This is a genomic window from Ensifer sp. 1H6 (genome assembly GCF_001976035.1).
GTDB lineage: Bacteria > Pseudomonadota > Alphaproteobacteria > Rhizobiales > Rhizobiaceae > Ensifer > Ensifer canadensis.
In genome coordinates this window covers 12,554-36,620 of the sequence record NZ_MOAI01000037.1, presented here as the reverse complement: position 1 = coordinate 36,620, position 24,067 = coordinate 12,554, and the positions used below count along the sequence as shown (strand labels likewise).

Annotated in this window: 13 protein-coding genes and 2 pseudogenes; 8 read left to right on the top strand and 7 right to left on the bottom strand. The window is 61.8% G+C overall.

The features are described from left to right. Nucleotides 1-92 precede the first annotated feature (92 nt). Together lptE and leuS are read right to left on the bottom strand one after the other, a co-directional pair. Nucleotides 93-616, bottom strand: a pseudogene (gene lptE / locus BKP54_RS30080) (LPS assembly lipoprotein LptE). Further along, entirely contained in the window at nucleotides 603-3,233 is a 2,631-nt protein-coding gene (gene leuS, locus BKP54_RS30075) for a leucine--tRNA ligase (protein ID WP_057206468.1), read from the bottom strand. Before leuS ends, lptE begins: the two are co-directional and overlap by 14 nt. 224 nt (nucleotides 3,234-3,457) lie before the next feature. Here leuS and BKP54_RS30070 point away from each other — a divergent pair, with 224 nt between their 5' ends. Together BKP54_RS30070 and BKP54_RS30065 are read left to right on the top strand one after the other, a co-directional pair. After that, nucleotides 3,458-4,117, top strand: coding sequence for a YggS family pyridoxal phosphate-dependent enzyme (locus BKP54_RS30070; protein WP_025425291.1), 660 nt, complete (start codon nucleotides 3,458-3,460; stop codon nucleotides 4,115-4,117). A gap of 113 nt (nucleotides 4,118-4,230) precedes the next feature. Then, nucleotides 4,231-6,138 (top strand): AMP-binding protein, encoded by a 1,908-nt coding sequence (locus BKP54_RS30065; RefSeq protein ID WP_025425290.1) that lies wholly within the window; start codon nucleotides 4,231-4,233, stop codon nucleotides 6,136-6,138. A gap of 122 nt (nucleotides 6,139-6,260) precedes the next feature. Here the strand turns inward: BKP54_RS30065 and BKP54_RS30060 are convergent, their stop codons facing one another. Next, entirely contained in the window at nucleotides 6,261-7,130 is an 870-nt protein-coding gene (locus BKP54_RS30060; protein ID WP_057225778.1) for a LysR substrate-binding domain-containing protein, read from the bottom strand. A 137-nt stretch (nucleotides 7,131-7,267) separates the two neighbouring features. Here BKP54_RS30060 and BKP54_RS30055 point away from each other — a divergent pair, with 137 nt between their 5' ends. After that, complete coding sequence (locus tag BKP54_RS30055; RefSeq protein WP_025425288.1) at nucleotides 7,268-7,654, top strand: ectoine synthase; 387 nt, start codon at nucleotides 7,268-7,270, stop codon at nucleotides 7,652-7,654. A 63-nt stretch (nucleotides 7,655-7,717) separates the two neighbouring features. Here the strand turns inward: BKP54_RS30055 and BKP54_RS30050 are convergent, their stop codons facing one another. Then, complete coding sequence (locus BKP54_RS30050) at nucleotides 7,718-8,419, bottom strand: DUF1013 domain-containing protein (RefSeq protein WP_025425287.1); 702 nt, start codon at nucleotides 8,417-8,419, stop codon at nucleotides 7,718-7,720. Between the two features lie 223 nt (nucleotides 8,420-8,642). Here BKP54_RS30050 and acs point away from each other — a divergent pair, with 223 nt between their 5' ends. After that, nucleotides 8,643-10,592, top strand: a complete 1,950-nt coding sequence (gene acs, locus BKP54_RS30045) for an acetate--CoA ligase (protein WP_025425286.1) — start codon at nucleotides 8,643-8,645, stop codon at nucleotides 10,590-10,592. Between the two features lie 237 nt (nucleotides 10,593-10,829). Here the strand turns inward: acs and BKP54_RS30040 are convergent, their stop codons facing one another. Continuing rightward, a complete protein-coding gene (locus BKP54_RS30040; protein ID WP_038575773.1) occupies nucleotides 10,830-11,030 on the bottom strand; it encodes a DUF1674 domain-containing protein in 201 nt (66 codons plus the stop codon). Between the two features lie 125 nt (nucleotides 11,031-11,155). Between BKP54_RS30040 and htpX the strand changes: the two are divergent. The 4 genes and pseudogenes from htpX to purH all read left to right on the top strand — a co-directional run bounded on the left by htpX (nucleotide 11,156) and on the right by purH (nucleotide 17,300). Further along, nucleotides 11,156-12,123: pseudogene (htpX, locus tag BKP54_RS30035) on the top strand (zinc metalloprotease HtpX). Continuing rightward, nucleotides 12,123-13,535 (top strand): RsmB/NOP family class I SAM-dependent RNA methyltransferase, encoded by a 1,413-nt coding sequence (locus BKP54_RS30030; RefSeq protein WP_025425284.1) that lies wholly within the window; start codon nucleotides 12,123-12,125, stop codon nucleotides 13,533-13,535. The pseudogene htpX and the gene BKP54_RS30030 overlap by 1 nt, the downstream one beginning before the upstream one ends. A 334-nt stretch (nucleotides 13,536-13,869) precedes the next feature. Beyond that, entirely contained in the window at nucleotides 13,870-15,555 is a 1,686-nt protein-coding gene (locus tag BKP54_RS30025) for a heparinase II/III family protein (protein WP_025425283.1), read from the top strand. Between the two features lie 134 nt (nucleotides 15,556-15,689). Then, nucleotides 15,690-17,300 carry a bifunctional phosphoribosylaminoimidazolecarboxamide formyltransferase/IMP cyclohydrolase gene (gene purH, locus BKP54_RS30020; RefSeq protein WP_025425282.1) on the top strand — a complete coding sequence of 537 codons (1,611 nt, stop codon included), beginning with the start codon at nucleotides 15,690-15,692 and terminating at the stop codon, nucleotides 17,298-17,300. 144 nt (nucleotides 17,301-17,444) lie between these two features. Here the strand turns inward: purH and BKP54_RS30015 are convergent, their stop codons facing one another. Both BKP54_RS30015 and BKP54_RS30010 read right to left on the bottom strand, forming a co-directional pair. Then, a complete protein-coding gene (locus BKP54_RS30015) occupies nucleotides 17,445-18,878 on the bottom strand; it encodes an MFS transporter (RefSeq protein WP_025425281.1) in 1,434 nt (477 codons plus the stop codon). Between the two features lie 239 nt (nucleotides 18,879-19,117). Continuing rightward, nucleotides 19,118-23,911, bottom strand: a complete 4,794-nt coding sequence (locus BKP54_RS30010; RefSeq protein WP_084815342.1) for an NAD-glutamate dehydrogenase — start codon at nucleotides 23,909-23,911, stop codon at nucleotides 19,118-19,120. Between the last annotated feature and the right edge of the window lie 156 nt (nucleotides 23,912-24,067).

The following is a 24,067-nucleotide window of genomic DNA, read 5'->3' as shown; positions in this document are numbered from 1 at the left end:
TCCAGTTTAGACTGACTCCCAGAAACGCTCTATCCCTTTGTTTCAACGCAATTCCTGCCGGAAAACCGCTTCGCACTTTTCCTGGAAATGCTCTATCGGCTGAGGGCCGCGGCGATATCGGCCCGGATCAGCTCTGCCAGTTCCCTTGCAGCGCGGTTCTCGCCATCGCGGACGGCGCGGACCTTGGCAAACTCCTGGACGGGAAAGTCGACAAGCGCGACGGCCGTGCGGTTGCCTGACTTGATGGTTTCGCCCGTGCCGGCCCTGGACAGGTTATAGTCCGCTTTCACGACGATACGCCCTGCGGCTGCCCGGTCCCGTGCCTGATCAAAGAGCGTGCCCATGACGCGGGTCGTGACGTTCAGCGCCAGATGATATTGCGGGTTCGCCGGTTCTCCCTGGCGCCGGCGGCCAGGAAGATCAATGCGTTGCGCACCTCCTGCTCAACACGGTCATCCGCATCGGAGATTTCGATCGACGCAAGCGCTGCCGATGTGCCGACCGCATCGGAATAAAGTGGCCTGACCTGGCAGCCGGCGAGCGCGGTCAACATAAGAACACCAGCCAGCATCGGGAGCGACCGGATGCTGGAGCCAGCTCTATCAGACAACGACATTGACGATCCTCTGAGGCACGACGATGATTTTCTTGGGGCTGCTGCCGTTGAGAACGGACTTGACGGCATCGAGAGCGAGAACGGCATTCTCGATCGCAGTCTGATCTGCATCGCGCGCGATTGTCAAATCCGCGCGCTTCTTGCCGTTGATCTGGACCGGCAGCGTGACTTCATTCTCAACGACGAGCGCCGCATCAAACTTCGGCCAGCCGCTTTCGGCGATCAGGCCCTTGCCGCCGATCGCCTGCCAGCATTCCTCGGCCAGGTGCGGCATCATTGGGGCGATCAGGTTGACCAGGATCGATGTTGCATCCTTTGCAGCCGCTGCCAGCGCCGCATCGGCCTTGCCGGCAGCAACCTGGGTCAAGGGGGCCGCAATCACGTTCACGAGCTCATAGATACGTGCCACGGCCTTGTTGAAGGCCAGCTTGTCGTAATCGGCTTCAACCGCGCGCAGCGTCCTGTGGGCCGCCTGTGAGAGAACGAGTCCGCTGCCTTCATGGGCTGGCGCCGCCTCGACTGTGCGAAGTGTTTCCGCCGCCTCGCCGATCAGGCGCCAGACGCGCTGAACGAAGCGATGGGCGCCTTCGACGCCAGACTCTGACCAGATGACGTCACGGTCGGGCGGCGAGTCGGACAGAACGAAGAAGCGTGCGGTATCGGCGCCGTAGGAGGCGATGATATCGTCAGGATCAACGACGTTCTTCTTCGACTTCGACATCTTCTCGATCGAGCCGATGGTGATGTCTTCGCCGGTCTCGAGCAGAACGGCGCGGCGCTGTCCGTCGACCTCGTCGATGCGGATTTCCGCCGGCGTGATCCATTCGCGCTGGGCGCCTTCGCCGCGGCTGTAGGTCTCGTGCACCACCATGCCCTGGGTGAACAGGCCCTTGAACGGTTCGTCCAGGGCAACATGGCCGGTCGCCTTCATCGCGCGGGTGAAGAAGCGCGAATAGAGCAGATGTAGGATCGCGTGTTCGATACCGCCGATATACTGGTCGACGGGCAGCCAGTGGTTGGCCGTCTTCGGATCGGTCGGGTCGTCCTCCCAAGGAGCCGTGAAGCGCGTGAAGTACCAGGACGAATCGACGAAGGTGTCCATCGTGTCGGTCTCGCGACGGGCGTCCTTGCCGCAATGCGGGCAGGCCACGTGCCGCCAGGTCGGATGGCGGTCGAGCGGGTTGCCCGGCTTGTCGAAGGTGACGTCCGGCGGCAGGATGACGGGCAGGTCGGCCTTGGGAACGGGAATGACGCCGCAGTCATCGCAATGGATGACCGGGATCGGGCAGCCCCAATAGCGCTGGCGGGAAATACCCCAGTCGCGCAGGCGGAAATTGACCTTGCGTTCGGCGCGCGGCGCGCCGGCCAACACGCACTTTTCCAGCTTCGATGCCACGGTTTCGAACGCGTCTTCCGTCGACAGGCCGTCGAGAAAACGCGAATTGATCATCACGCCGTCGCCGATATAGGCCTCGTCACCGATCGCGAAGCTTTCGGCATCGGCATCCCTCGGCATGACGACCGGAACGACTGGAAGCCCATACTTGCGGGCGAAGTCGAGGTCGCGCTGGTCGCCGGACGGGCAGCCGAAGATCGCGCCCGTGCCGTAGTCCATGAGGACGAAGTTGGCGACGTAGACCGGCAGCTCCCAGCTTTCGTCGAGTGGATGCCTGGCGCGGATGCCGGTGTCCATGCCCTTCTTTTCAGCGGTCTCGAGCGCTGCAAGTGAGGTCCCGGCGCGCCGGCACTCCTCGCAGAAGGCCTCGATTGCCGGATCCTTTGCCGCTGCCTGCCTGGCAAGCGGGTGATCGGCGGAAATCGCCAGGAAGGAGGCGCCGAACAGCGTGTCCGGACGGGTAGTGTAAACGGTCAGTTCCGTGGTGTCGGCGGCGGCGGTGCCTTCGACGATCTGCCAGCGAATGGACAGGCCCTCGGAGCGGCCGATCCAGTTCTTCTGCATCAGGCGTACTTTTTCCGGCCACTGGTCCAGCGTGTCCAGAGCGTCCAGCAGTTCCTGGCTGAAGTCGGTGATGCGGAAGAACCACTGCGTCAGCTCGCGCTGCTCGACGAGCGCGCCGGAACGCCAACCGCGGCCGTCAATGACCTGCTCGTTGGCGAGAACGGTATTGTCGACCGGGTCCCAGTTGACCTTGGACTGCTTGCGGTAAACCAGGCCCTTCTCGAGAAAATCGATAAACAGGTGCTGTTGGCGCTGGTAGTATTCAGGGTCGCAGGTCGCGAATTCGCGGTTCCAGTCAAGCGACAGTCCCATGACCTTCAGCTGCGCCTTCATCGAGGCGATGTTCTGATAGGTCCAGCTGGCCGGATGCACGCCGCGCTCCATGGCGGCGTTTTCCGCCGGCATGCCGAAGGCATCCCAACCCATGGGGTGAAGCACGTTGAAGCCCCGGGCGCGCTTGTAGCGGGCGACGACGTCGCCCATCGTGTAGTTGCGCACGTGGCCCATGTGGATGCGCCCGGACGGATAGGGGAACATCTCGAGCACGTAATATTTTTCGCGCGGATCATCGTTCTCGGTCTTGAAGACCTCGCCGTTTTCCCATTCCTGCTGCCAACGCGGCTCGGCATCACGCGGATTATATCGTTCGGTAGACATGTCTTTTAGGTGTTCCGGAAGTTCTGCGGGGCAAGGGAGCGCCCTCATGATAGTTGGGGTGACCTTCATCATGAAACCGCTTGGTGGTCAAGTTTTCGAAGGGTTTGGCGCGACACTTTGGCGGATTTGGGCCGGCTCGAGCGGCGATGGCCTTGGCAAGGCGCGCAAGTTTGCCTAATCCGCTAGTTATCGCCCGGAAGGTCGTTATGTCGGAGAATATATCCATGGAAGTTCAAGAGCGGTTACAGGATGTCGTGAGCCGGATTCACACGGCGGAAAGGGCGGCAAAGCGCCCAAAGAATGCCGTCAGCCTCGTTGCCGTTTCCAAGACATTCGACGCTGACGCGATCCGTCCGGTGATCGAGGCCGGCCAACGCGTGTTCGGCGAAAACCGCGTGCAGGAAGCACAGGGCAAATGGCCGCTGCTGAAGGGCGAAAGCCCCGATCTGGCGCTGCATCTGATCGGGCCGCTGCAGTCCAACAAGGCGGCAGAAGCCGTTGCCCTGTTTGATGTCATCGAGACCGTCGATCGCGAGAAAATTGCCCGGGCGATCTCGGCGGAAATGAAGCGCCAGGACAGGACGCTTCGTCTCTATGTCCAGGTCAACACCGGTCTGGAACCGCAGAAGGCCGGAATTGCGCCTGCAGAAACCATCGCGTTCGTGACCTTCTGCCGCGAGGAACTGGATATGGTTATCGAGGGTCTGATGTGCATTCCGCCTGTCGACGAGAACCCCGGTCCGCATTTTGCGCTGTTGGCGAAACTAGCCGGCGCGTGCATGCTCGACAGGCTGTCGATGGGCATGTCCGGAGATTTCGAAACGGCGGTCCAGTTCGGCGCGACCAGCGTGCGCGTCGGTTCGGCAATTTTCGGATCACGCTGACGGCCAAAACGTCGCATTACGCTTTCGTCGGGGTTCACCTTCGTTCTCATTAGCCTATCCTTGTGCACGAGGAGGCCGGGCATCGCCCGGCATGCATTGGGAGGAGAACGGATATGGCGAGCCGCTATTCCGAAGTGTACGGCGCGTGGAAGACGGATCCGGAGGGGTTCTGGTCTGAGGCGGCAGAGGCGATCGACTGGTTCGAGAGGCCGGAGCGCGCCTTCGAGGCTGAAGGGGGCATTTATGGCCACTGGTTTCCCGGCGGGCTGACCAACAGCTGCTACAATTGCCTGGACCGGCATGTCGAAGCCGGTCGTGGCGAGCAGATCGCCTTCATCTACGACAGCCCGGTCACGTCTAGCATCGAGCGCATCTCCTATGGAGCGTTGCTCGACGACGTCAAGGCGCTGGCCGCCGTCTACCGCAAGCTCGGCGTCGACAAAGGCGATCGCATCATCATCTATATGCCGATGATCCCGCAGGCGGCGGTGGCGATGCTTGCCGCCGCGCGCATCGGCGCGGTGCATTCGGTGGTGTTTGGCGGCTTCGCCGCCAACGAACTCGCCGTTCGCATCGACGATTGCCGGGCCAAGCTCATCGTGTCGGCCAGCTGCGGCATCGAGCCCGGTCGCACGGTCGCCTACAAGCCGCTGCTCGATGCGGCGCTGACGATCGCCGAACACAAACCGGCGCATTGCCTTGTCTATCAGCGCGAGATGCTGCAGGCGGATATGACGCCGGTGCGCGATATCGACTATGCCACAGCGCTTGCGGCGGCAAAGGATGCGGGCGACGAGGCCGGTTGCACGCCGGTGGCGTCCACCGATCCGCTTTACGTGCTCTATACCTCCGGCACCACAGGCCAGCCGAAGGGCGTGGTGCGCGACAATGGCGGCCACATGGTTGCGCTCAAATGGTCGATGCAGAATTTCTTCGGCGTTCAGCCCGGTGAGGTCTTCTGGGCGGCGTCCGACATCGGCTGGGTCGTCGGGCATTCGTTCATCGTCTATGGGCCGCTTCTCAACGGCAACACCTCGATCCTGTTCGAAGGCAAGCCCGTCGGCACGCCGGATCCCGGAACCTACTGGCGGATTATCGCGGAACACGGCGTGGCCGTCATGTTCACCGCTCCGACGGCGCTGCGCGCCATTCGCAAGGAGGATCCGGATGCGTCGCTGGTGACGAACCATGATCTTTCTCGGTTTCGTGCGTTGTTTCTGGCCGGTGAACGGGCCGACCCCGACACGATCTGCTGGGCGGAAAGGGCGCTCGGTGTGCCGATCATCGACCATTGGTGGCAGACGGAAACGGGCTGGCCTGTTGCCGGCAATCCGCTCGGACTCGGACTCCTGCCTGTCAAATACGGATCACCGGCTGTTCCGTTACCCGGCTACGATGTCCAGATCCTCGACGACGCCGGTCATCCGGTCGAAGCGGGCACGCTGGGCAACGTCGTGGTCAAACTGCCTTTGCCTCCAGGGTGTCTGCCGACACTCTGGAATGCCGACCATCGGTTTCGCGCGGCCTATCTCGAGGAGTTTCCCGGCTACTACAAGACGGCCGATGCCGGCTACCTCGACGATGACGGCTATGTCTTCATCATGGCGCGCACCGACGACATCATCAATGTCGCCGGTCACCGGTTGTCGACGGGCGCCATGGAGGAAGTGTGCGCCAGCCATCCGGATGTGGCGGAATGTGCCGTCATCGGCATCGCCGACGCGCTGAAGGGTCAGATCCCCGCCGGCTTTCTGGTCATCAACTCGAATGTTTCCCGTGAAACATCCGAGATCGAACGGGAGGTCATCAGCCTCGTGCGTGATCGCATCGGGCCGGTGGCCGCCTTCCGCGTGGCGATGTGCGTCAAGCGGCTGCCGAAAACCCGATCCGGCAAGATCCTGCGCGCGACGATCCAGAAGATCGCCGATCGCCAACCGTGGAAAATGCCGGCGACAATCGACGACCCAGCGATCCTCGATGAGATTGCCGCGGTGCTTCATTCCAAGGGTATCGGCATCTGATCGTGCATTCTACAGCGCCGCGCGTCTTATTAGACGCGCAAAGGTCGCTGTAGCACTTTGAATGGCTGCATGTTTTTATCCTTAAATCGAATAGGATTTAAGGAAACATGCAGGAGCATGCCTCAGATTCGAACGACGGAACTGAACCACGTGCTGAAGGCCGCCACCGGTTTGCTGCGCAGGTTCTTGGTGATGAGGTAGTAACTCTCGTCTTCAAGTGTGGCGATCGGCGAGAGGACGATGAGATCGCCGTGCTCGATCTCGCGGCGAAAGACTTCGACCGGGCAGAGCGCCACGCCATGGCCGGCGATCACGGCCGTCGCCAGCAGGTTGAAATCCTGGAAAACCGGACCGCGGCGCGGCGGTCGAGCCATGGGCAGGCCGGCTGTCGCAAACCATTCTTGCCACCGCGCGATCGTCTCGTCGTGAAGCAGGTCGGCGGTGGTGATTGCCTCTGGTGTGTAGAGCGCGCCTTTGCGCTCGATGTAACGAGGGCTGGCGACCGGGCGGTTCGCACGCGAAAACAGCCGGTCGCATTGCGTCCCGACGGATAGGTCCGCACCGAGCGTGATGAGCACGTCGCAACCCGTCTCCCGCAGCCTCTGCTCGGCCATCGCGTAGATTACCTTTACATCGACGTCCGGGTGCCGTTCGAGGAAATCGCTGAGCGCCGGTATCAGCCAGCGCGTGGCGATCGATGGGATGCAAGCGACGGTGATCGATGATTTGGCGTTGGCGCGCAGCATTTCTGTTTCGATCGCGATGCGCGCAAAACACGATGTCAAGGCGTCGGCCAACCGCTCGGCGTCAGGAAGGAGACCGACGCCGCGCTTTTCCCGCCGGAACAACGGCCGGCCGAACCATTCCTCGAGCAGCCTTATCTGATGGCTAACTGCAGCGTGTGTGACATGCAGCTCGTCCGCGGCACGTGAAAAGCTGGCGAGCCGGGCGGCGGCCTCGAATGCGCGAAGCATGCCGAGTGGCGGAAGCATCTGCAAATTCTCCTCAACCACCTCTTGAGAAATCGTTGTTTTTCTATCGAAAAGTCCCGTGGGATAAGGATTTCAACATCACGAGAACGCATTCCGGTCTTCGTCATGTAAGAATTTCTCATAGGAGGATATAGCACATGTTCGTGCGCAGCCTGCAGGATATCGAGGCCACCGATCATTTCGTCGAATGGGGGAGCGGCACCAGCCACCGACTGCTGACGGAAAAAGATGGCATGGGTTTTACCGTTTGCCACACCGTCGTTCGCGCCAATACGGTCTCATTGCTGGAGTACCGCAACCATCTTGAGGCTTGCTACTGCATCGCCGGCCAGGGCGAGGTGGAGGATATGCAGGGCAATGTCTTTCCGATTCGTCAGGGCGACATCTACGTGCTCGATCAGCACGACAAACATTTCCTGCGGGGAGGAAAAAATGAGGATCTCATCCTCGTCAGTGTCTTCAATCCACCGCTCAAGGGGACCGAGCGCCACAATCTGAAGGACCAGTCCGGTTCGGCCTACTGAATCTGGCAAACAAAAAAGCCCGGATCGAGCGATCCGGGCTTTCGTCAGGTCATGACAAGTCGATCAATATTGATCGTCTTCGTCCTCGTCCTTGCGATCCGACTTCAGCGACTTGAGCTTGGCGAAGACGGCATCCGCATCGATTTCCTTCTCTTCTTCGCGCTCGTAGCTGAAGTTGAGCTTTTCTGTTTCCTGGGCTGCTTCGAGCGTCGCGCCGAGCTCGGCGGCTGTCGGCAGCGGACGGCCCTTGGCGGCGCGTTCGACTTCAAGGTCGAGATCGATCTGCGAGCACAGGCCAAGCGTTACCGGATCCATCGGCGTCAGGTTCGTCGAGTTCCAGTGGGTGCGCTCGCGAATCTGCTCGATCGTCGACTTCGTGGTGCCGACGAGGCGGGAAATCTGCGCGTCCTTCAGCTCGGGATGGTTGCGAACCAGCCAGAGAATGGCATTCGGGCGATCCTGGCGCTTGGAGACCGGCGTGTAGCGCGGGCCCTTGCGCTTGGAGTCGGGAACACGGACTTTCGGCTCCGAAAGCTTGAGCTTGTGGTTCGGATTTGCCTCGGCGCGGGCGATCTCGTCGCGCGACAGCTGTCCGGTTGCGATTGGATCTAGACCCTTGATGCCCTGTGCCGATTCACCGTCTGCGATCGCCTTCACTTCGAGCGGATGCAGCTTGCAAAACGTTGCAATCTGTTCGAACGACAATGCCGTATTGTCGACGAGCCAGACGGCTGTTGCCTTGGGCATAAGCAGTTGCTGAGCCATGGATATAGTCCTTTTGTCCGCCGCGCCGGTGTCGCGGGCCGTGGAGTCTACCACTGATTTCCGGGAATTGAGCGCCTCTATAGCGTCGTTGTCTCAAAATTGCAATTCTCCAGTTCCAAATGTCCTTTTGTCTAATTGCGGCGCGGCTTTGACCTGCTATGACTCGTCGCCGAGGCGGGGTCCCCGGGAGGGACCTCAGACAGGAATGCGCAGGGAGGAACGAATGTCCGCCAAGATCTATCCGGTGTTGAAGTCTGCCAAGAGCCGGACGCTGCTCGATAACGCGACCTATCTGAAGTGGTATGAGGAAAGTGTCGAGGACCCGGCCAAGTTCTGGGGCAAACACGGCAAACGGATCGACTGGTTCAAGCCCTATACCAAGGTCAAGAACACCTCTTTCAAGGGCAAGGTCTCGATCAAGTGGTACGAGGACGGCCTCACCAACGTCTCCTACAATTGCATCGACCGCCACCTGAAGACGCACGGCGAAAAGACGGCGATCATCTGGGAAGGCGACAACCCCTATATCGACAAGAAGATCACCTACAACCAGCTCTACGAGCAGGTTTGTCGGCTTGCCAACGTCCTGAAGAAGCATGGCGTCAAGAAGGGCGACCGCGTCACCATCTACATGCCGATGATCCCGGAAGCATCCTACGCGATGCTTGCCTGCGCGCGCATCGGCGCCATTCATTCGGTCGTGTTCGGCGGCTTCTCGCCGGACGCGCTCGCCGGCCGCATCGTCGACTGCGAATCCACCTTCGTCATCACCTGTGACGAGGGCGTGCGCGGTGGCAAGCCGGTGCCGCTGAAGGAAAATACCGACACCGCGATCGACATCGCCGCCAAGCAGCACGTGATCGTCAACAAGGTGCTGGTCGTGCGCCGCACCGGCGGCAAGATCGGCTGGGCGCCGGGCCGCGACCTCTGGTACCACCAGGAAACTGCGACCGTGAAGCCGCATTGCGAGCCGGCGAAGATGAAGGCGGAAGACCCGTTGTTCATCCTCTACACCTCGGGCTCGACCGGCAAGCCGAAGGGCGTGCTGCACACCACCGGCGGCTACCTCGTCTATGCCTCGATGACCCATGAATACGTGTTCGACTATCGCGACGGCGATATCTATTGGTGCACGGCGGATGTCGGCTGGGTGACCGGCCATTCCTACATCGTCTACGGACCGCTCGCCAACGCGGCGACCACCGTGATGTTCGAGGGCGTTCCGAACTTCCCCGACGCAGGCCGCTTCTGGGAAGTCATCGACAAGCACAAGGTCAACGTCTTCTACACCGCGCCGACGGCAATCCGCTCGCTGATGGGCGCCGGCGACGATTTCGTCAAGCGCGCCTCGCGCTCGTCGCTGCGCCTGCTCGGTTCGGTCGGCGAACCGATCAACCCGGAAGCCTGGGAATGGTACTACAACGTCGTTGGCGATCAGAAATCGCCGATCGTCGACACCTGGTGGCAGACGGAAACCGGCGGCATCCTGATCACGCCGCTGCCGGGCGCGACCGATCTCAAGCCCGGATCGGCGACGCGGCCCTTCTTCGGCGTCCAGCCGCAGCTGGTCGACAACGAAGGCAACGTGCTCGAAGGACCTGCCGACGGCAACCTCTGCATCACCGACAGCTGGCCCGGCCAGATGCGCACGATCTATGGCGATCATGCACGCTTCGGCCAGACCTACTTCGCCACCTACAAGGGCAAGTATTTTACGGGTGACGGCTGCCGTCGCGACGAGGATGGCTACTATTGGATCACCGGCCGCGTCGACGACGTGCTCAACGTCTCCGGACACCGGCTGGGCACGGCCGAAGTCGAATCGGCGCTTGTCTCGCACCATCTGGTGTCCGAGGCAGCCGTCGTCGGCTATCCGCACCCGATCAAGGGACAGGGCATCTACTGCTACGTCTCGCTGATGGCGGGTGAGGTCGGCAATGACGATCTGCGTCAGGCGCTGGTAAAGCACGTCCGCTCGGAAATCGGCCCGATCGCGACGCCAGACAAGATCCAGTTTGCCCCCGGCCTGCCGAAGACCCGCTCGGGCAAGATCATGCGCCGCATCCTGCGCAAGATCGCGGAAGACGATTTCGGTGCGCTTGGTGACACCTCAACGCTTGCCGATCCGGCTGTTGTGGAAGACCTGATCGCCAACCGGCAGAACAAGGCTTAACAGCAACGCACGGTAAAAAGGGCGGCTTCGAGCCGCCCTTTTTTGTATGATGTTTCGTACCGAGGCGGTGGACTGAATAGACGACTGGGTCATCGACGGGCGTTTGTGAGCCGGATTCCGATTGACGGTAAGCGGAGTTCCCGGGCGGCAGCAGGAGATCGATATGACCCACGGTTGTTTTCGGACGATCCCAAAGAAGGAAATGTTCCTTCGCTTCAAACCCGTCTGAGAGCATTCTCAGAAATCGATCGCCCTACCCTTGATTTCCCAGTCGCCGAAGCGTGCCGGGTCGGCGCCGCCGCGGCCGCCGATTTCTGTCGGCATAACCTTCTCCGCTTCAGCCTGCCGACGCTCCTCCGCTTCCTTCAGCGCGCGCATGGCCGCGGCAGGCAGCGGCTTTTTCGGGCGGTCGGGGGCATTGTCGTTGTCGTTCTGCATCTCGCCAGTATCCGGATTCGTGCATCTGTATTGAAGAACGGGGCATTTGCACCCATCATATAAGGCGCCGTTGTCCGAACGGAAACCCTGATTCACGTGAAACGTCGACGACCCGGAGCCTCTTCATGAACCTCGTTCGCACCGCCATGCTGCTTGCAGTGATGACCGCCCTGTTCATGGCGGTTGGCTTCGCCATTGGTGGACGTGGCGGCATGATGATTGCGTTCGTCATCGCCGCCGGTATGAATTTCTTCTCGTACTGGTATTCCGACCGCATGGTGCTGCGCATGTACCGTGCGCAGGAGGTCGATGAACGCAGCGCCCCGGAATATTACGGCATCGTGCGCGATCTCGCTGAGAATGCGGCCTGCCGATGCCGCGGGTCTATGTCATCGACAACCCGCAGCCGAACGCCTTTGCAACCGGACGCAACCCGCAGAACGCCGCCGTTGCCGCCTCGACCGGACTGCTCAACGCGCTCTCCTACGACGAGGTCGCCGGCGTCATGGCGCATGAACTGGCGCACGTCCAGAACCGCGATACCCTGACAATGACGCTGACAGCCACGCTTGCCGGCGCCATTTCGATGCTGGGCAACTTCGCCTTCCTGTTTGGCGGCAATCGCGAAAACAACAACAACAACAACCCGCTCGGTTTTGTCGGGGTGCTGATTGCAATGATCGTCGCGCCGATGGCGGCCATGCTGGTGCAGATGGCGATCAGCCGTACCCGGGAATATTCCGCCGATCGCCGTGGCGCCGAAATCTGTGGCAAGCCCCTGGCTCTCGCCTCGGCGCTGCAGAAGATCGCTGGTGCTGCCCATCGGATTCACAATGACGATGCCGAGCGCAACCCGGCAACCGCGCATATGTTCATCATCAATCCGCTCTCAGGCGAGCGCATGGACAACCTGTTTTCGACCCATCCGAACACTGAAAACCGGATTGCGGCCCTGCAACAGATGGCGCAGGAGATGTCCATGGGGTCGACGCCGCCGGTTCGGGCTGATAATCCGGTGCGCAAATCGCGCTCTGTTCCCTCTACCGGTTGGGGTCGCGGTGGTTCCGAACCGCCGAAAGGTCCCTGGTCCTGATGTCTGCCGAAAACAACAACGATTCACGTCCGAAACAAAACCGCTCGCGCAAGGAGCCGGCAAAGTCGAAGAGGCCTGCGCAAGAGCAGCGCGGTCCGGAGAAGCCCGGACTGCGCACGCGACAGGCAGCGGCCAAGATTCTCGGGGCGGTCGTCGATCGCAAGACCTCGCTCGATGGCATGCTCGATCATGAGCACGGAAATCCGGCCTACCGCGAACTGAGCGAGGCCGACCGGGCGCTGGTGCGCGCCATTCTCAATTCGGCATTGCGTCATCTGCCGCGCATCCAGGCGGCAATCGGCTCGATGCTGCAGACGCCGCTTCCGGAAGGCGCGCGCGCTCTCGACCATGTGCTCGCAGTGGCTGCCGCGCAGATCCTCTATCTCGACGTTCCTGATCATTCCGCCGTCGATCTTGCCGTCGAGCAGGCGCAGGCCGATCCGCGAAACCGCCGGTTTGCCAATCTGGTCAATGCCATCCTTCGCCGCCTGTCGCGCGAGAAGGACACGATCCTGGAAAATCTGCGAACCGTTCCTGCGATGCCGGACTGGTTCTTCGACAGGCTGGTCGAGCGTTATGGACGCGAACAGGCCGATCTCATCGCCGAAGCGCAACTGACCCCAGCGGCGATCGATCTGACTGTCAAGTCGGATCCGGATGCCTGGGCCGAGCGGCTCGGCGGTACGGTGCTGCCGACAGGCTCAGTCCGCCTTGCAGAATTCTCGGGCTCTATCCCCTCCTTAGCCGGATTCTCCGATGGCGAGTGGTGGGTTCAGGATGCGGCCGCATCCATCCCTGCCCGTCTTTTCGGGTCGATTGCCGGGAAGACCGTCGTCGATCTCTGCGCGGCACCCGGTGGTAAGACGGCGCAGCTTATCCTCGCCGGTGCCGAGGTGACGGCGCTTGATCAGTCGTCGAGCCGGCTGAGGCGTCTGAAGGGCAATCTCGAGCGATTGGGCCTGGAAGCGCAGATGAAAGAGACCAACATGGCCGACTTTCGGCCGGACGAACTTTTCGATGCCGCCTTGCTCGATGCCCCCTGTTCGTCGACCGGAACGACCCGCCGTCACCCGGATGTGCTTTGGACCAAGGGTCCGGAGGACATCGAGAAGCTTGCGCTGCTTCAGGAGCGCCTGCTGCGCCACGCGCTGACGGTGGTCAAGCCGGGCGGCATCGTCGTGTTCTCCAATTGCTCGCTTGACCCACGCGAAGGCGAGGAAGTGGTCGACCGGGTGGTCGCAGCCGGCGATGATTATGAGCGGGTGCCGGTTCTGGCTGAGAATTGGCAGGGCCTTGAAGATGCGATCACCCCGCTCGGCGAAGTGCGCACCACGCCATCGATGTTCCCGCTCGATCCACCCTTTGCCGGTGGACTCGACGGATTCTACGCCGCCGTGATTCGCCGCAAATAAGTCTGGAAAAGTCGATTCGTTCTTCGGAAAGGCTCGGCCACGGGCTGTTTTGGCGCGTCATTTGACGCTTTAAGGCCATGAGCCTATCAAAGACGATAAAATTGATAAAAGTTTAATGATCTTTCCGGCACCATCCAGAGTTCACGCGGAGCGCCGCGCGTCCTTTCGGACAGAGAAGAACGCTCTGACATTTTGAAACGGCGCATCGTGCGTACCGGAGATCGAATAGGGATTTTCGGGCAACCCTGCGCGAGTGATACTGGCGCGAAGCCGATGCAGCCGTTCGTTCGTCTCGAACGGCTTGCTTCAGGATTAAGGAAATCGACGGGCGTTGATGGTGTTTTCCGGCAGGCGAAGGCTTTCTTATCTGTATGCGCGCGAAGGTTGGCGCCGCGTGTCGCGGCGACTTTCGGTCGGCCGCGTCTCGTCGCTGCGCTTTACCGGATCGACGCCCGGCCGCCTGATCGTTGCGCCGACGGACCTCAGAGCCGTCGATCCCTTCGTTGCCGAGGAGATCCTCGAGGGTCGCTTTCCGCTGGCTGGGCGGGTGCTCGACACCGAGGGCGAATCGCCCTTCGAGATCGACCTGCCGTCGCTGGAATTTGCCACCCGCCTGCATTCGTTCGGCTGGCTCAGGCATCTGCGGGCGATCCGCGAGGATGCCGGCTTCGTGCGCCTGCGGCAGATCGTTGACGACTGGATTGCCACCCACGGCCGCAATTTCGGAGGCATTGCCTGGGATGCCGACGTCATCGCCCAGCGCATCATCGCATGGCTCTCGCATTCGCCGGTGGTCCTGCGCAATGCCGAGCACGGCTTTTATCGCCGCTTCCTGAAAAGCCTGGCCTTCCAGGTTCGTTATCTCCGTCACATTGCCGAAACGGTCAGGGATGGCGAGGCTCGCCTGCGTGTGCGGATGGCGCTTGCCATGGCATCGGTTTCGATGCCGTCGACGCCGTCGGCGATCCGCAAGGCGTCGCGCCATCTCGATTTCGAGCTTGATCGGCAGATTCTCGCCGACGGCAGCCACTTTTCGCGCAGCCCGCGGGCCGGGCTTGAGTTGCTGCTCGACCTGCTGCCGCTGCGCCAGACCTATGTCAATCTGGGGCATGACGTGCCGTCGCGCCTGATCCCTTGCATCGATCGTATGTATCCGGCACTGCGCTTCTTCCGCCACCAGGGCGGCGAACTGGCGCTTTTCAACGGCGCGACCTCGGTGCTGGCGCATGAGCTTGCCTCGGTGCTGCGCTATGATGAAACCGCCGGCGAGCCATTCCGCTCGCTGCCTCTCGCGCATTACGAGCGCCTGTCGATCGAAAACACCGTGGTCATCGTCGATACCGGCCGGCCGCTTTCAGTCGACCTGTCGCGTAGCGCCCATGCCGGCTGCCTCTCGTTCGAAATGTCCTCGGGCAAGACGCGTTTCGTGATCAATTCGGGCGCGCCGAAATTTGCCGGCGAACGATTCCGCCAGATGGCACGGATGACCGCCGCCCACTCCACCGTGACCGTCAACGACACGTCCTCCTCACGCTTCTCGCAGTCACGGTTTCTGGGCCCGATCATCACCAGCGGCGTCTCGCGCGTCGTCGTCGAGCGCAAGGACGAACCGGGCCGCCAGGAATCCGTCATGGCAAACCATGACGGTTATCTCTCGTCCTTTGGGCTCCTGCACGAGCGCGACATCGGCGTGCTGAACGGCGGCCGGATGATCCGTGGGCGTGACCGGCTTTCGCGCGCCGACGGCAGCGATCCTGATGAAACGAACCTGGCCGTGGCAGTCGCCCGCTTCCATATCCACCCGGCCGTCACTATTCGCCAGAACAACGGCCGCGAGATCTATCTGACCGCGCCCGATGGTGAAATCTGGCTGTTTGCCTGCCAGGACGGCGAGCTGGCGGTCGAGGAAGACATCTTCTTTGCCGATCCCTCGGGCATTCGCGCCTCGTCGCAGCTGACGGTGACCTTCGCCGTTGCCAGGCAGCCGGAGATCCAATGGACCTTCTCGCGCACGAACTGAGGCCAACTGCGCCCCTTATTTTAGGATGTTGGCCTGCCGAGGTTTCTTCGGCCGGCAAGCTATGCTAACGGGCAGCCATCCCAATCGCCGGAGCATCCTCCCGGGCGTCCGGCGCCGCCAAAGGAGCATGGTTGATGGCTGTCGCCTCCAAGAAAATTCCCGCCCCGAACGAGGTTCCAGTCCGGACCGCTCTTCTTTCCGTGTCCGACAAGACCGGTGTCGTCGAGCTTGCCCGTGCGCTGCATGAAAAAGGCGTACGTCTGGTTTCGACCGGCGGCACCCACAAGGCACTGTCGCAGGCGGGGTTGCCAGTCAGCGACGTCGCCGAACTCACCGGCTTTCCCGAGGTTATGGATGGCCGGGTCAAAACCCTTCACCCGGGCGTGCATGGCGGCCTGCTGGCAATCCGCGACGATGCCGAGCATCAGGCGGCGATGTCGGCACATGGCATCACCGCGATCGATCTGGCGGTGATCAATCTCTATCCCTTCGAGGAGGTTCGCGCGCAGGGCGGCGATTATCCGACGACGGTCGAGAACATCGATATCGGCGGCCCGGCGATGATCCGCGCATCCGCCAAGAACCACGCCTATGTCACAATTGTCACCGATCCGGCCGACTATCCGGTCCTGCTCGAAGAACTTGCAGCAGGCGCGACGACCTATGCCTTCCGCCAGAAGATGGCGGCCAAGGCCTATGCCCGCACGGCCGCCTATGACGCAGCCATTTCCAACTGGTTTGCCGAGGCGCTCGACACGCCGATGCCGCGCCACCGCGTTCTCGGCGGCGTCTTGAAGGAGGAGATGCGCTACGGTGAGAATCCGCACCAGAAGGCGGGCTTCTACGTCACCGGCGAGAACCGTCCGGGCGTTGCCACAGCTAAGCTGCTGCAGGGCAAGCAGCTTTCCTACAACAACATCAACGACACCGATGCCGCCTTCGAACTCGTCGCCGAGTTCCTGCCGGAAAAAGCCCCGGCCGTGGCGATCATCAAGCATGCCAATCCTTGCGGCGTGGCCACGGCCCCGACGCTGGTCGAAGCTTATCGACGCGCGCTTGCCTGCGATTCCACCTCAGCTTTTGGCGGCATCATCGCGCTCAACCAGATGCTCGATGCGGAAACGGCCGAAGCGATCGTCAAGCTCTTTACCGAAGTGATCATCGCGCCTGAGGTCAGCGATGAGGCCAAGGCCGTCATCGCCCGCAAGCCGAACCTGCGGCTCTTGACCACGGGCGCCCTGCCGGATCCGCGCATCCCCGGCCTTTCCGCCAAGACCGTATCCGGCGGCCTTCTCGTCCAGACCCGCGACAACGGCATGGTCGAAGACCTGGAGCTGAAGGTGGTGACCAAGCGTGCACCGACGGCGCAGGAACTGGAAGACATGAAGTTTGCCTTCAAGGTGGCAAAACACGTCAAGTCGAACGCCGTCGTCTATGCCAAGGATGGCCAGACCGCAGGCATCGGCGCCGGGCAGATGAGCCGGGTCGATTCGGCCCGCATCGCCGCGATCAAGGCCGAAGAAGCCGCCAAGGCGCTCGGCCTCGCAACGCCGTTGACGCGCGGCTCGGCCGTCGCCTCCGAGGCTTTCCTGCCGTTTGCCGATGGCTTGCTGTCGGCGATCGCTGCCGGTGCCACGGCGGTGATCCAGCCCGGTGGTTCGATGCGCGACGAGGAAGTGATTGCCGCGGCCGACGAGCATGGCGTTGCGATGGTCTTCACCGGTATGCGCCACTTCCGCCACTAAACCGGATCGGTTGCATTTTCAGTTGCTACTGCATGTTTCCATAAATCCTATTCGATTTAAGGATAAAAACATGCAGCAATTCAAAGTGCTACAGCGACCTTTGCGCGTTAATAAGACGCACGGCGCTGTAGTAAAGTCCGAGTTTTATTCCTCAGAGCCGTCGCGTCCCCAGGACGCGGCGGCTTTCGTATGTCCGGCATTCGCCGGATAAGGCGTGCGCAGCAGGATCAGAAAACCGAGGACGAGGAAGACGACGAGCGCCATCATGCCGATGCGGGCGGAGCCGGTCATGAGCGTGATCGTGGCGACCGACGCGGGCGCAAGAAACGACGTCGCACGGCCGGAAAGTGCATAGAGACCAAAGTAGCGCCCTGCTTCGTCCAGGCTGACGCTGCGCGCCAGATAGGAGCGCGACGACGCCTGAACCGGCCCGAAGGCGATACCGACGAGCAGGCCGTAGACGATATAGGCCTTCTCGGCTGCAGTGCCGAAGATGCCGCCCGAATCGTCCGTCGGCAGGGGAAGCAGACCGAAGAAGGTGAAGCCCGGTCCTGTCGAGACGATGCCAAGCGTGGCAATGATCAGGCAGACCAGGCTGGCGATCACGATGGTCTTTGAACCGAGCCGGGCATCGAGCTTGCTTGCATAGAGGCAGCCACCGATGGCAACGACGTTGAGGATGATGCCATAGATGCCGAGTTCCATGGTTTGCCAGGCGAACATGGCGGCGGCGAAGGTGCCGCCCAGTGCCAGCAGGCCATTGACCCCATCCTGAAAGATCATGCGGGCGATGAGGAAGCGCAGGATGCCGCGCCTTTGCCTGAGTTCGCCGAGTGTGCCTTTCAGTTCGCGCAGTCCCGTTCGGGTCGCCCCTGCAAGCGACATGGTCGCCTTGGTCGCATCCGGCGTGAACAGGAACATCGGAATGATGAACACGAGGTACCAGAGCGCCGATATCGGCCCGGTGATGCGCGCGTCCTCGCCCTTTGCCGGATCGAGCCCAAACAGCGGATCGATGCCGAGAGCGGTCTTGCCGGTTTCCGGATTTCCGGCAAGAAGCGCCACGACAGCGATGAGCACGATCATACCGCCGAGATAGCCGAGGCCCCAGGCGATGTTGGAAATGCGGCCGATGTCCTTCTCGTCCACAAGTCGCGTCATCATCGAATCATTGAACACGATCGAGAATTCGGCAGCGACGGTGGCCAGCACCATGAAGATGACGGCGTAGATGATCGGTGAGCCGGGGGCGGCAAACCAGAGCATCGCCAGCGATACGATCTTGATGATGGCGAAAAAGCCGATCCACGGCTTGCGCGGTCCGGTGGCGTCGGCGATCGAGCCGAGAACCGGGGAGAGAATGGCGATGATGATGCCGGAAATGGTGAGCGTATAGCCCCACATCGCCTGGCCGATAGCATGATCCTCAGTCAGCCGGGAAACGAAGTAGGGGCCGAAGATGAAGGTGGTGATCACCGTGAAGAACGGTTGGGCCGCCCAGTCGAACAGCATCCATCCGGCAATGCCGAGACGGGTCGTTCCCGGCTTGTCTGCAGCCCTGTCCGCCGAAATCGCCAATTACCCCTCCCGGAAATGACTGCGCCGTGCGTTCTAATGAACGCGCGGCGCAGAAAGATCGTCATATCTCGCTCATCGAGACCGGGTTGACGGAGCATCCCCGGCCCGATCTTGCGCTACTGCATGTTTCCTTAAATCCTATTCGATTTAAGGATTAAACCATGCAGCAATTCAAACTGCTACAGCGACCTTTGCGCGTCTAATAAGACGCCCGGCGCTGTAGTCCGGGGCGGACTGTGTCATTTCACCCTGCCGCGTGCAAGGTCGTTGAGCAGACCCGCGGCAACCGTGATCTTGGCAAGCGTGGTCTCGCCCTTCTCAGTCAGGAGCGTCAGCTGGCCGCCCGCGCGTGAAACGCGTTCGCGGTCGTTTTCCTGCCAGGCCTGGACGGGATTGCGCTCGCTCTTCTGCTCGCGCAGCGCCGCTGCGGTGATGTCGCGTCTGGCGCCGGCAATGTCCGAGATCGCGCGCGACAGCGCCATTGCCTCGAACTGCTCGGTTGCCGGTACGCGGTCGGCTGCCGCCAGCAGGCGGTTGATCCGCAGCGTTTCGGTGACGGCAAAATAACCCTGTGCCGTGCGGCTCAGCGTCTCGCCGGTTTCAGCTGATATCTGCATGATTTCGGGCACGAGGGTCATCAGCGCCAGTTCCAGGATCTCATCCGCCAGTTTCTCCGGCACGCCGCCCTCGACGAAGGCTGCGGTCTTTACCCGAGCTTCGTCGGCGGTTTCGCCTGAAATCGCGGTGCGCATGGTGCTGCGCAGCTTCTGCAGCCCGTCGCGCAGGCGCGTCACGGCTTCCGAAACCGAACCCGTTGCCGCATGGGTGCGCAGGGCCCGCTCCGTCACGAGCGTGAAGATGCGCCCGACTTCCTGGTAGAGCGCATTCTGGAGGGCGCCGCTGATGCGATTGTCCAGGGCATCGATCTCGTCATAGATCCGCGGCAGGTCGAAGCCATCGAGTGCCAAAACAGCCGCCTTGACGACGTCTGCCGAGAGGAAGCCGGTGGCATCCGTCAAGGTCGAGACGAAAGCGGGGCCGCCGCGATTGATGGTTTCGTTGGCCAGCACCGTCGCGATGATCTCGCGGCGCAGCCGGTGGCCGTGGATGTCGCCGGCATAAGTCTTGCGCATCTTGCCGGGGAAGTAGCGTTCCAGGGTCGCCGTGAAATACGGGTCGTCGGGAAGCTCGCTGGCGATCAGCTCGTCGAACAGCACCAGCTTCGAGTAGGACAGGAGGACGCCGATCTCCGCGCGTGTCAGCGGCTTGCCGGCCTGATAGCGCTCGGTCATGACCTGGTCGGTCGGCAGCGTCTCAACCTTGCGGTTGAGGTGGCCGTCGGCTTCGAGTCGCGTCATCAGGCGGCCGAGCGTCGTGCGGTTTCCGGTACCCTGCAGTTCGGTGAGCGAGATTGCCAGCGACTGCTCGTAGTTGTTGCGCAGTACGAGATGGCCGACTTCCTCGGTCATCGACGCCAGCAGCGTGTTGCGCTTCGGCCGGGTCAGGCGACCGTCGCGCATCGCCGAGGCCAGCGCGATCTTGATGTTGACCTCGACGTCGGACGAGTTGACGCCCGCCGAGTTGTCGATGGCGTCGGAGTTGCAGCGACCGCCATTGAGGCCGAAGCCGATACGGCCCTTCTGGGTCACGCCGAGGTTTGCGCCCTCGCCGATGACACGGGCGCGGACCTCTTCGGCGACCACACGGATCGCGTCGTTGGCGCGGTCGCCAACCTCGGCATCCGTCTCGTTGCTGCCGCGCACATAGGTGCCGATGCCGCCGAACCAGAGAAGATCGACCTGGCTCTTCAGGATCGCGTTCATGATCTCGAACGGCGTGGCCTTCTGCTTGTCGATGCAGATCGCCGCCATGGCTTCCGGTGTCAGCGTCACCGACTTTTCGGCGCGGGAAATGATCATCCCGCCTTCGGAGAGCGTCTTGCGATCATAGTCCTGCCAGCTCGAACGTGGCAGGGCGAACATGCGCTTGCGTTCGGCGAAGGAAACATCCGTATCCGGATTCGGATCGATGAAGATGTCGCGATGGTCGAAGGCCGCGAGCAGACGGATCTTTTCCGAAAGCAGCATGCCGTTGCCGAAGACGTCGCCCGACATGTCGCCGACGCCGGCGACGGTGAAGGGAGTGGTCTGGATGTCGATGTCCATCTCGCGGAAGTGCCGCTTGGCGGTCTCCCAGGCGCCACGGGCGGTGATGCCCATCTTCTTGTGGTCGTAGCCGGCCGATCCGCCTGAGGCGAACGCGTCATCGAGCCAGAAGCCTGCTTCCTGGGCCAGGCCGTTGGCCGTGTCCGAGAAGGTCGCCGTGCCCTTGTCGGCGGCAACGACGAAGTAGGGATCGTCACCGTCGCGGCGCAGCGTGTCGGCCGGCGGCACGACATCCTGGCCGACAATGTTGTCGGTGACCGACAGCATCGTGCGGATGAAGGTCTTGTAGGCTTCGGTTCCGGCCTTGAACACCTCGTCGCGGTTGCCGCCAACCGGCAGCTGCTTCGGGTAGAAGCCACCCTTGGCGCCAACGGGCACGATGACGGCGTTCTTGACCTGCTGTGCCTTCACCAGGCCCAGTACTTCGGTGCGGTAGTCCTGTGCGCGGTCGGACCAGCGAAGACCGCCACGGGCGACCTTGCCGAAACGCAGATGCACGCCTTCGACTTCGGTGCCGTAGACGAAGATTTCGCGGAACGGACGCGGCTCGGGCAAGCCTTCGAGCTGCTTGGGATCGAGCTTGACGGCAAGGACCGCACGCGGCTTTCCGTCGGCATCCTTCTGGAAGTAATTGGTGCGGAGCGTCGCCTCGATGGCGTTGACGTAGCGGCGCAGGATCCGGTCCTCGTCGAGGCTCGGTACCGCCGACAGTGCGGTCTCGATCGATGCGATCAGGGCGTTGCACTTCTTGGCACGCGGCTTCTCCTCGATCGCCGGGTCCATGCGGGTGACGAACAGCTTGAAGATATCGGCGGCAATCGCCGGATATTTGTTCAGCGTGTCGGCGATATAGCCCTGCGAATAGGTGATGCCGGCCTGGCGGAGGTAGCGGGCATAGGCACGCAGCACCGTCACTTCGCGGGCGTTCAAGCCGGCGAGCAGGATCAGCCTGTTGAAGTTATCATCCTCGATCGTGCCGTTCCAGGCGGCGAGGAAGGCTTCCTCGAGCGCCGCACCCGACTTGTCGAGATTGAGCGCATGGCCGTCGCGATGGATCAACTCCATGTCGTGCAGCACGACGCGATGCTGGTCCTCGCCATGCTTGCCGACGTTGAGGTCGTAGGTCTGCTCGCTGATGACCCGGAAGCCGAGATTTTCGAGCAGCGGCACGCGGCGCGAAAGCGATACGGGTTCGCCGGCGTGGAAGATCTTCAGCTCGGCCGTATCAGGACGATTGACCGGGCGGTTGTAGTGGTAGAACGAGATCCGGATCGGATCTTCCGCCTTGCAGGCGGCGATATCGGCGAGATCGGCATAGGCTTCGGCCGGTGCAAAGGCCGCCTGGTAGGCTTCGCCAACGCTGAGCTCGATGCCATCCTTGCGGGCAAGCAGGTCGAAGCGATCGATCCAGCGCGTGACGATGCCTCGCACGGCCTCCTCGAGCTTGGCCTGGGGGATGCGCGGCGTCTTGCCGCTGGTCCGGCCGATGATGAAGTGCACGCGCGCCAGACCGCCCTCGGGGAAGGCCGGGTAGTAGGCCGAAACACGACCGTCATAAGCCGTCTTCAGATAGTCCCCGATCTTCTCGCGAACGTCGGAATCATATTGCTCGCGCGGTACGAAGACGATGACCGAAACGAAGCGGTCGAAATGGTCGATGCGTGGCAGAACGCGGATGCGCGGACGGTCGCCGAGCTCGTTGATCTGTTCGCAGAAGGCGGCGAGCAGGCCGACGTCGATCTGGAAGAGATCGTCGCGCGGGTAGGATTCGAGCGTGTTGTCCAGCATCTTGCCGGAATGGCTCTGCGGATCGTAGCCGAAATGATCGACGATCTTCTCGATCTTGTGGCGCAGCAGCGGGATTTCCGCGGCCTGACGGGTATAGGCCGAGGAGGTGAACAGGCCGACGATGCGCAGCTCGCCGGCGACATTGCCGTCGGCATCGAAACGCTTGACGCCGATGTAGTCCATATAGGCGCGGCGGTGCACGACCGACTTCACATTGGCCTTGGTGACGATCAGGAAATCCGGGCTTTCGAGGAAGGCCAGAATCTCCGGCGTGGTCAGAACTGCGTCCTTGCCCTGGCGCAGCACGCGCACATCGGGATTGGAAAGGATGCCGAGGCCCCTGCCCTTGCCGCGCTCGACCGTCGCCTTCCCGCCCTTGCCCGAATAGGTGTATTCGCGCATGCCGAGGAAGGTGAAGTTGTTGTCCCTGAGCCAGCGAAGGAAGGCCAGCGCTTCGTCGCGGTCGCTCTTCTTGCGCGAGGCGTTGTAGTCCTCGAGTTCCTTCATCGCGTGATCGAGCAGCGTCGTCATCGCCGGCCAGTCGTGCACGGCCTGATGAACCTGTTCGAGCACATCGCGGATACGGTTGCTGAGCGATTGCGCCTCGACCGGCGTCAACTTGCTCAGGTGGATCTGGATGTGGCTGATCCGGTGTGCCGGATCGCTCGGCTCGTCCGGATCGAACGGCTTGGCGGGCTTGCCCGGTTCCTGGACCAGAATGGGATGGATCGCGAGATGGATATCGCGGTGCGTGGTCGTCACCTCGCCCATGACCGAATCAAAGAGGAACGGCATGTTGTGTTCGGTGACGGCAATGATCGAAACCTCGGTGCCGCCAGGCGCAACGCCGGCCACGGTTTCAACCGACACTTGAGGTTTGCCGCCGTCCCAGCGTGCGAGTTCGCTTCTCGCATGGGCCGCCGTCAGTGCCAGCATCTCCGCCGAATAAAGATCGAGGTCGTCGTTGCTGGCCCCGCCGAAGAGGATCTCGGGCGCCAGCGCGTCGGTGCCCAGTTTGATGGCGGCCGCCTTCGCTGCGTCGATGTGTCTGTCCCGCTTCGGATTGTATTTCACGCCCATGAAGTTTCTCCCATTCATGATAGGCTAGACCCTATCAGAACCTTGGCTAATGGCGACCGCTTTTTATGACGATTTCGGCAAAAACGAGCCGAGAATCGGAGAATCTCACGTGAAAACAGCTTAAATCCATTTAAATCGAAGGCAGATTGGCGAAAA

Bases quoted from the DNA above. Each gene is read 5' to 3' on its own strand.
- leuS (WP_057206468.1), bottom strand. From the start codon at position 3,233: ATGTCTACCGAACGATATAATCCGCGTGATGCCGAGCCGCGTTGGCAG.
- BKP54_RS30070 (WP_025425291.1), top strand. From the start codon at position 3,458: ATGGAAGTTCAAGAGCGGTTACAGGATGTCGTGAGCCGGATTCACACG.
- BKP54_RS30065 (WP_025425290.1), top strand. From the start codon at position 4,231: ATGGCGAGCCGCTATTCCGAAGTGTACGGCGCGTGGAAGACGGATCCG.
- BKP54_RS30060 (WP_057225778.1), bottom strand. From the start codon at position 7,130: ATGCTTCCGCCACTCGGCATGCTTCGCGCATTCGAGGCCGCCGCCCGG.
- BKP54_RS30055 (WP_025425288.1), top strand. From the start codon at position 7,268: ATGTTCGTGCGCAGCCTGCAGGATATCGAGGCCACCGATCATTTCGTC.
- BKP54_RS30050 (WP_025425287.1), bottom strand. From the start codon at position 8,419: ATGGCTCAGCAACTGCTTATGCCCAAGGCAACAGCCGTCTGGCTCGTC.
- acs (WP_025425286.1), top strand. From the start codon at position 8,643: ATGTCCGCCAAGATCTATCCGGTGTTGAAGTCTGCCAAGAGCCGGACG.
- BKP54_RS30040 (WP_038575773.1), bottom strand. From the start codon at position 11,030: ATGCAGAACGACAACGACAATGCCCCCGACCGCCCGAAAAAGCCGCTG.
- BKP54_RS30030 (WP_025425284.1), top strand. From the start codon at position 12,123: ATGTCTGCCGAAAACAACAACGATTCACGTCCGAAACAAAACCGCTCG.
- BKP54_RS30025 (WP_025425283.1), top strand. From the start codon at position 13,870: ATGGTGTTTTCCGGCAGGCGAAGGCTTTCTTATCTGTATGCGCGCGAA.
- purH (WP_025425282.1), top strand. From the start codon at position 15,690: ATGGCTGTCGCCTCCAAGAAAATTCCCGCCCCGAACGAGGTTCCAGTC.
- BKP54_RS30010 (WP_084815342.1), bottom strand. From the start codon at position 23,911: ATGGGCGTGAAATACAATCCGAAGCGGGACAGACACATCGACGCAGCG.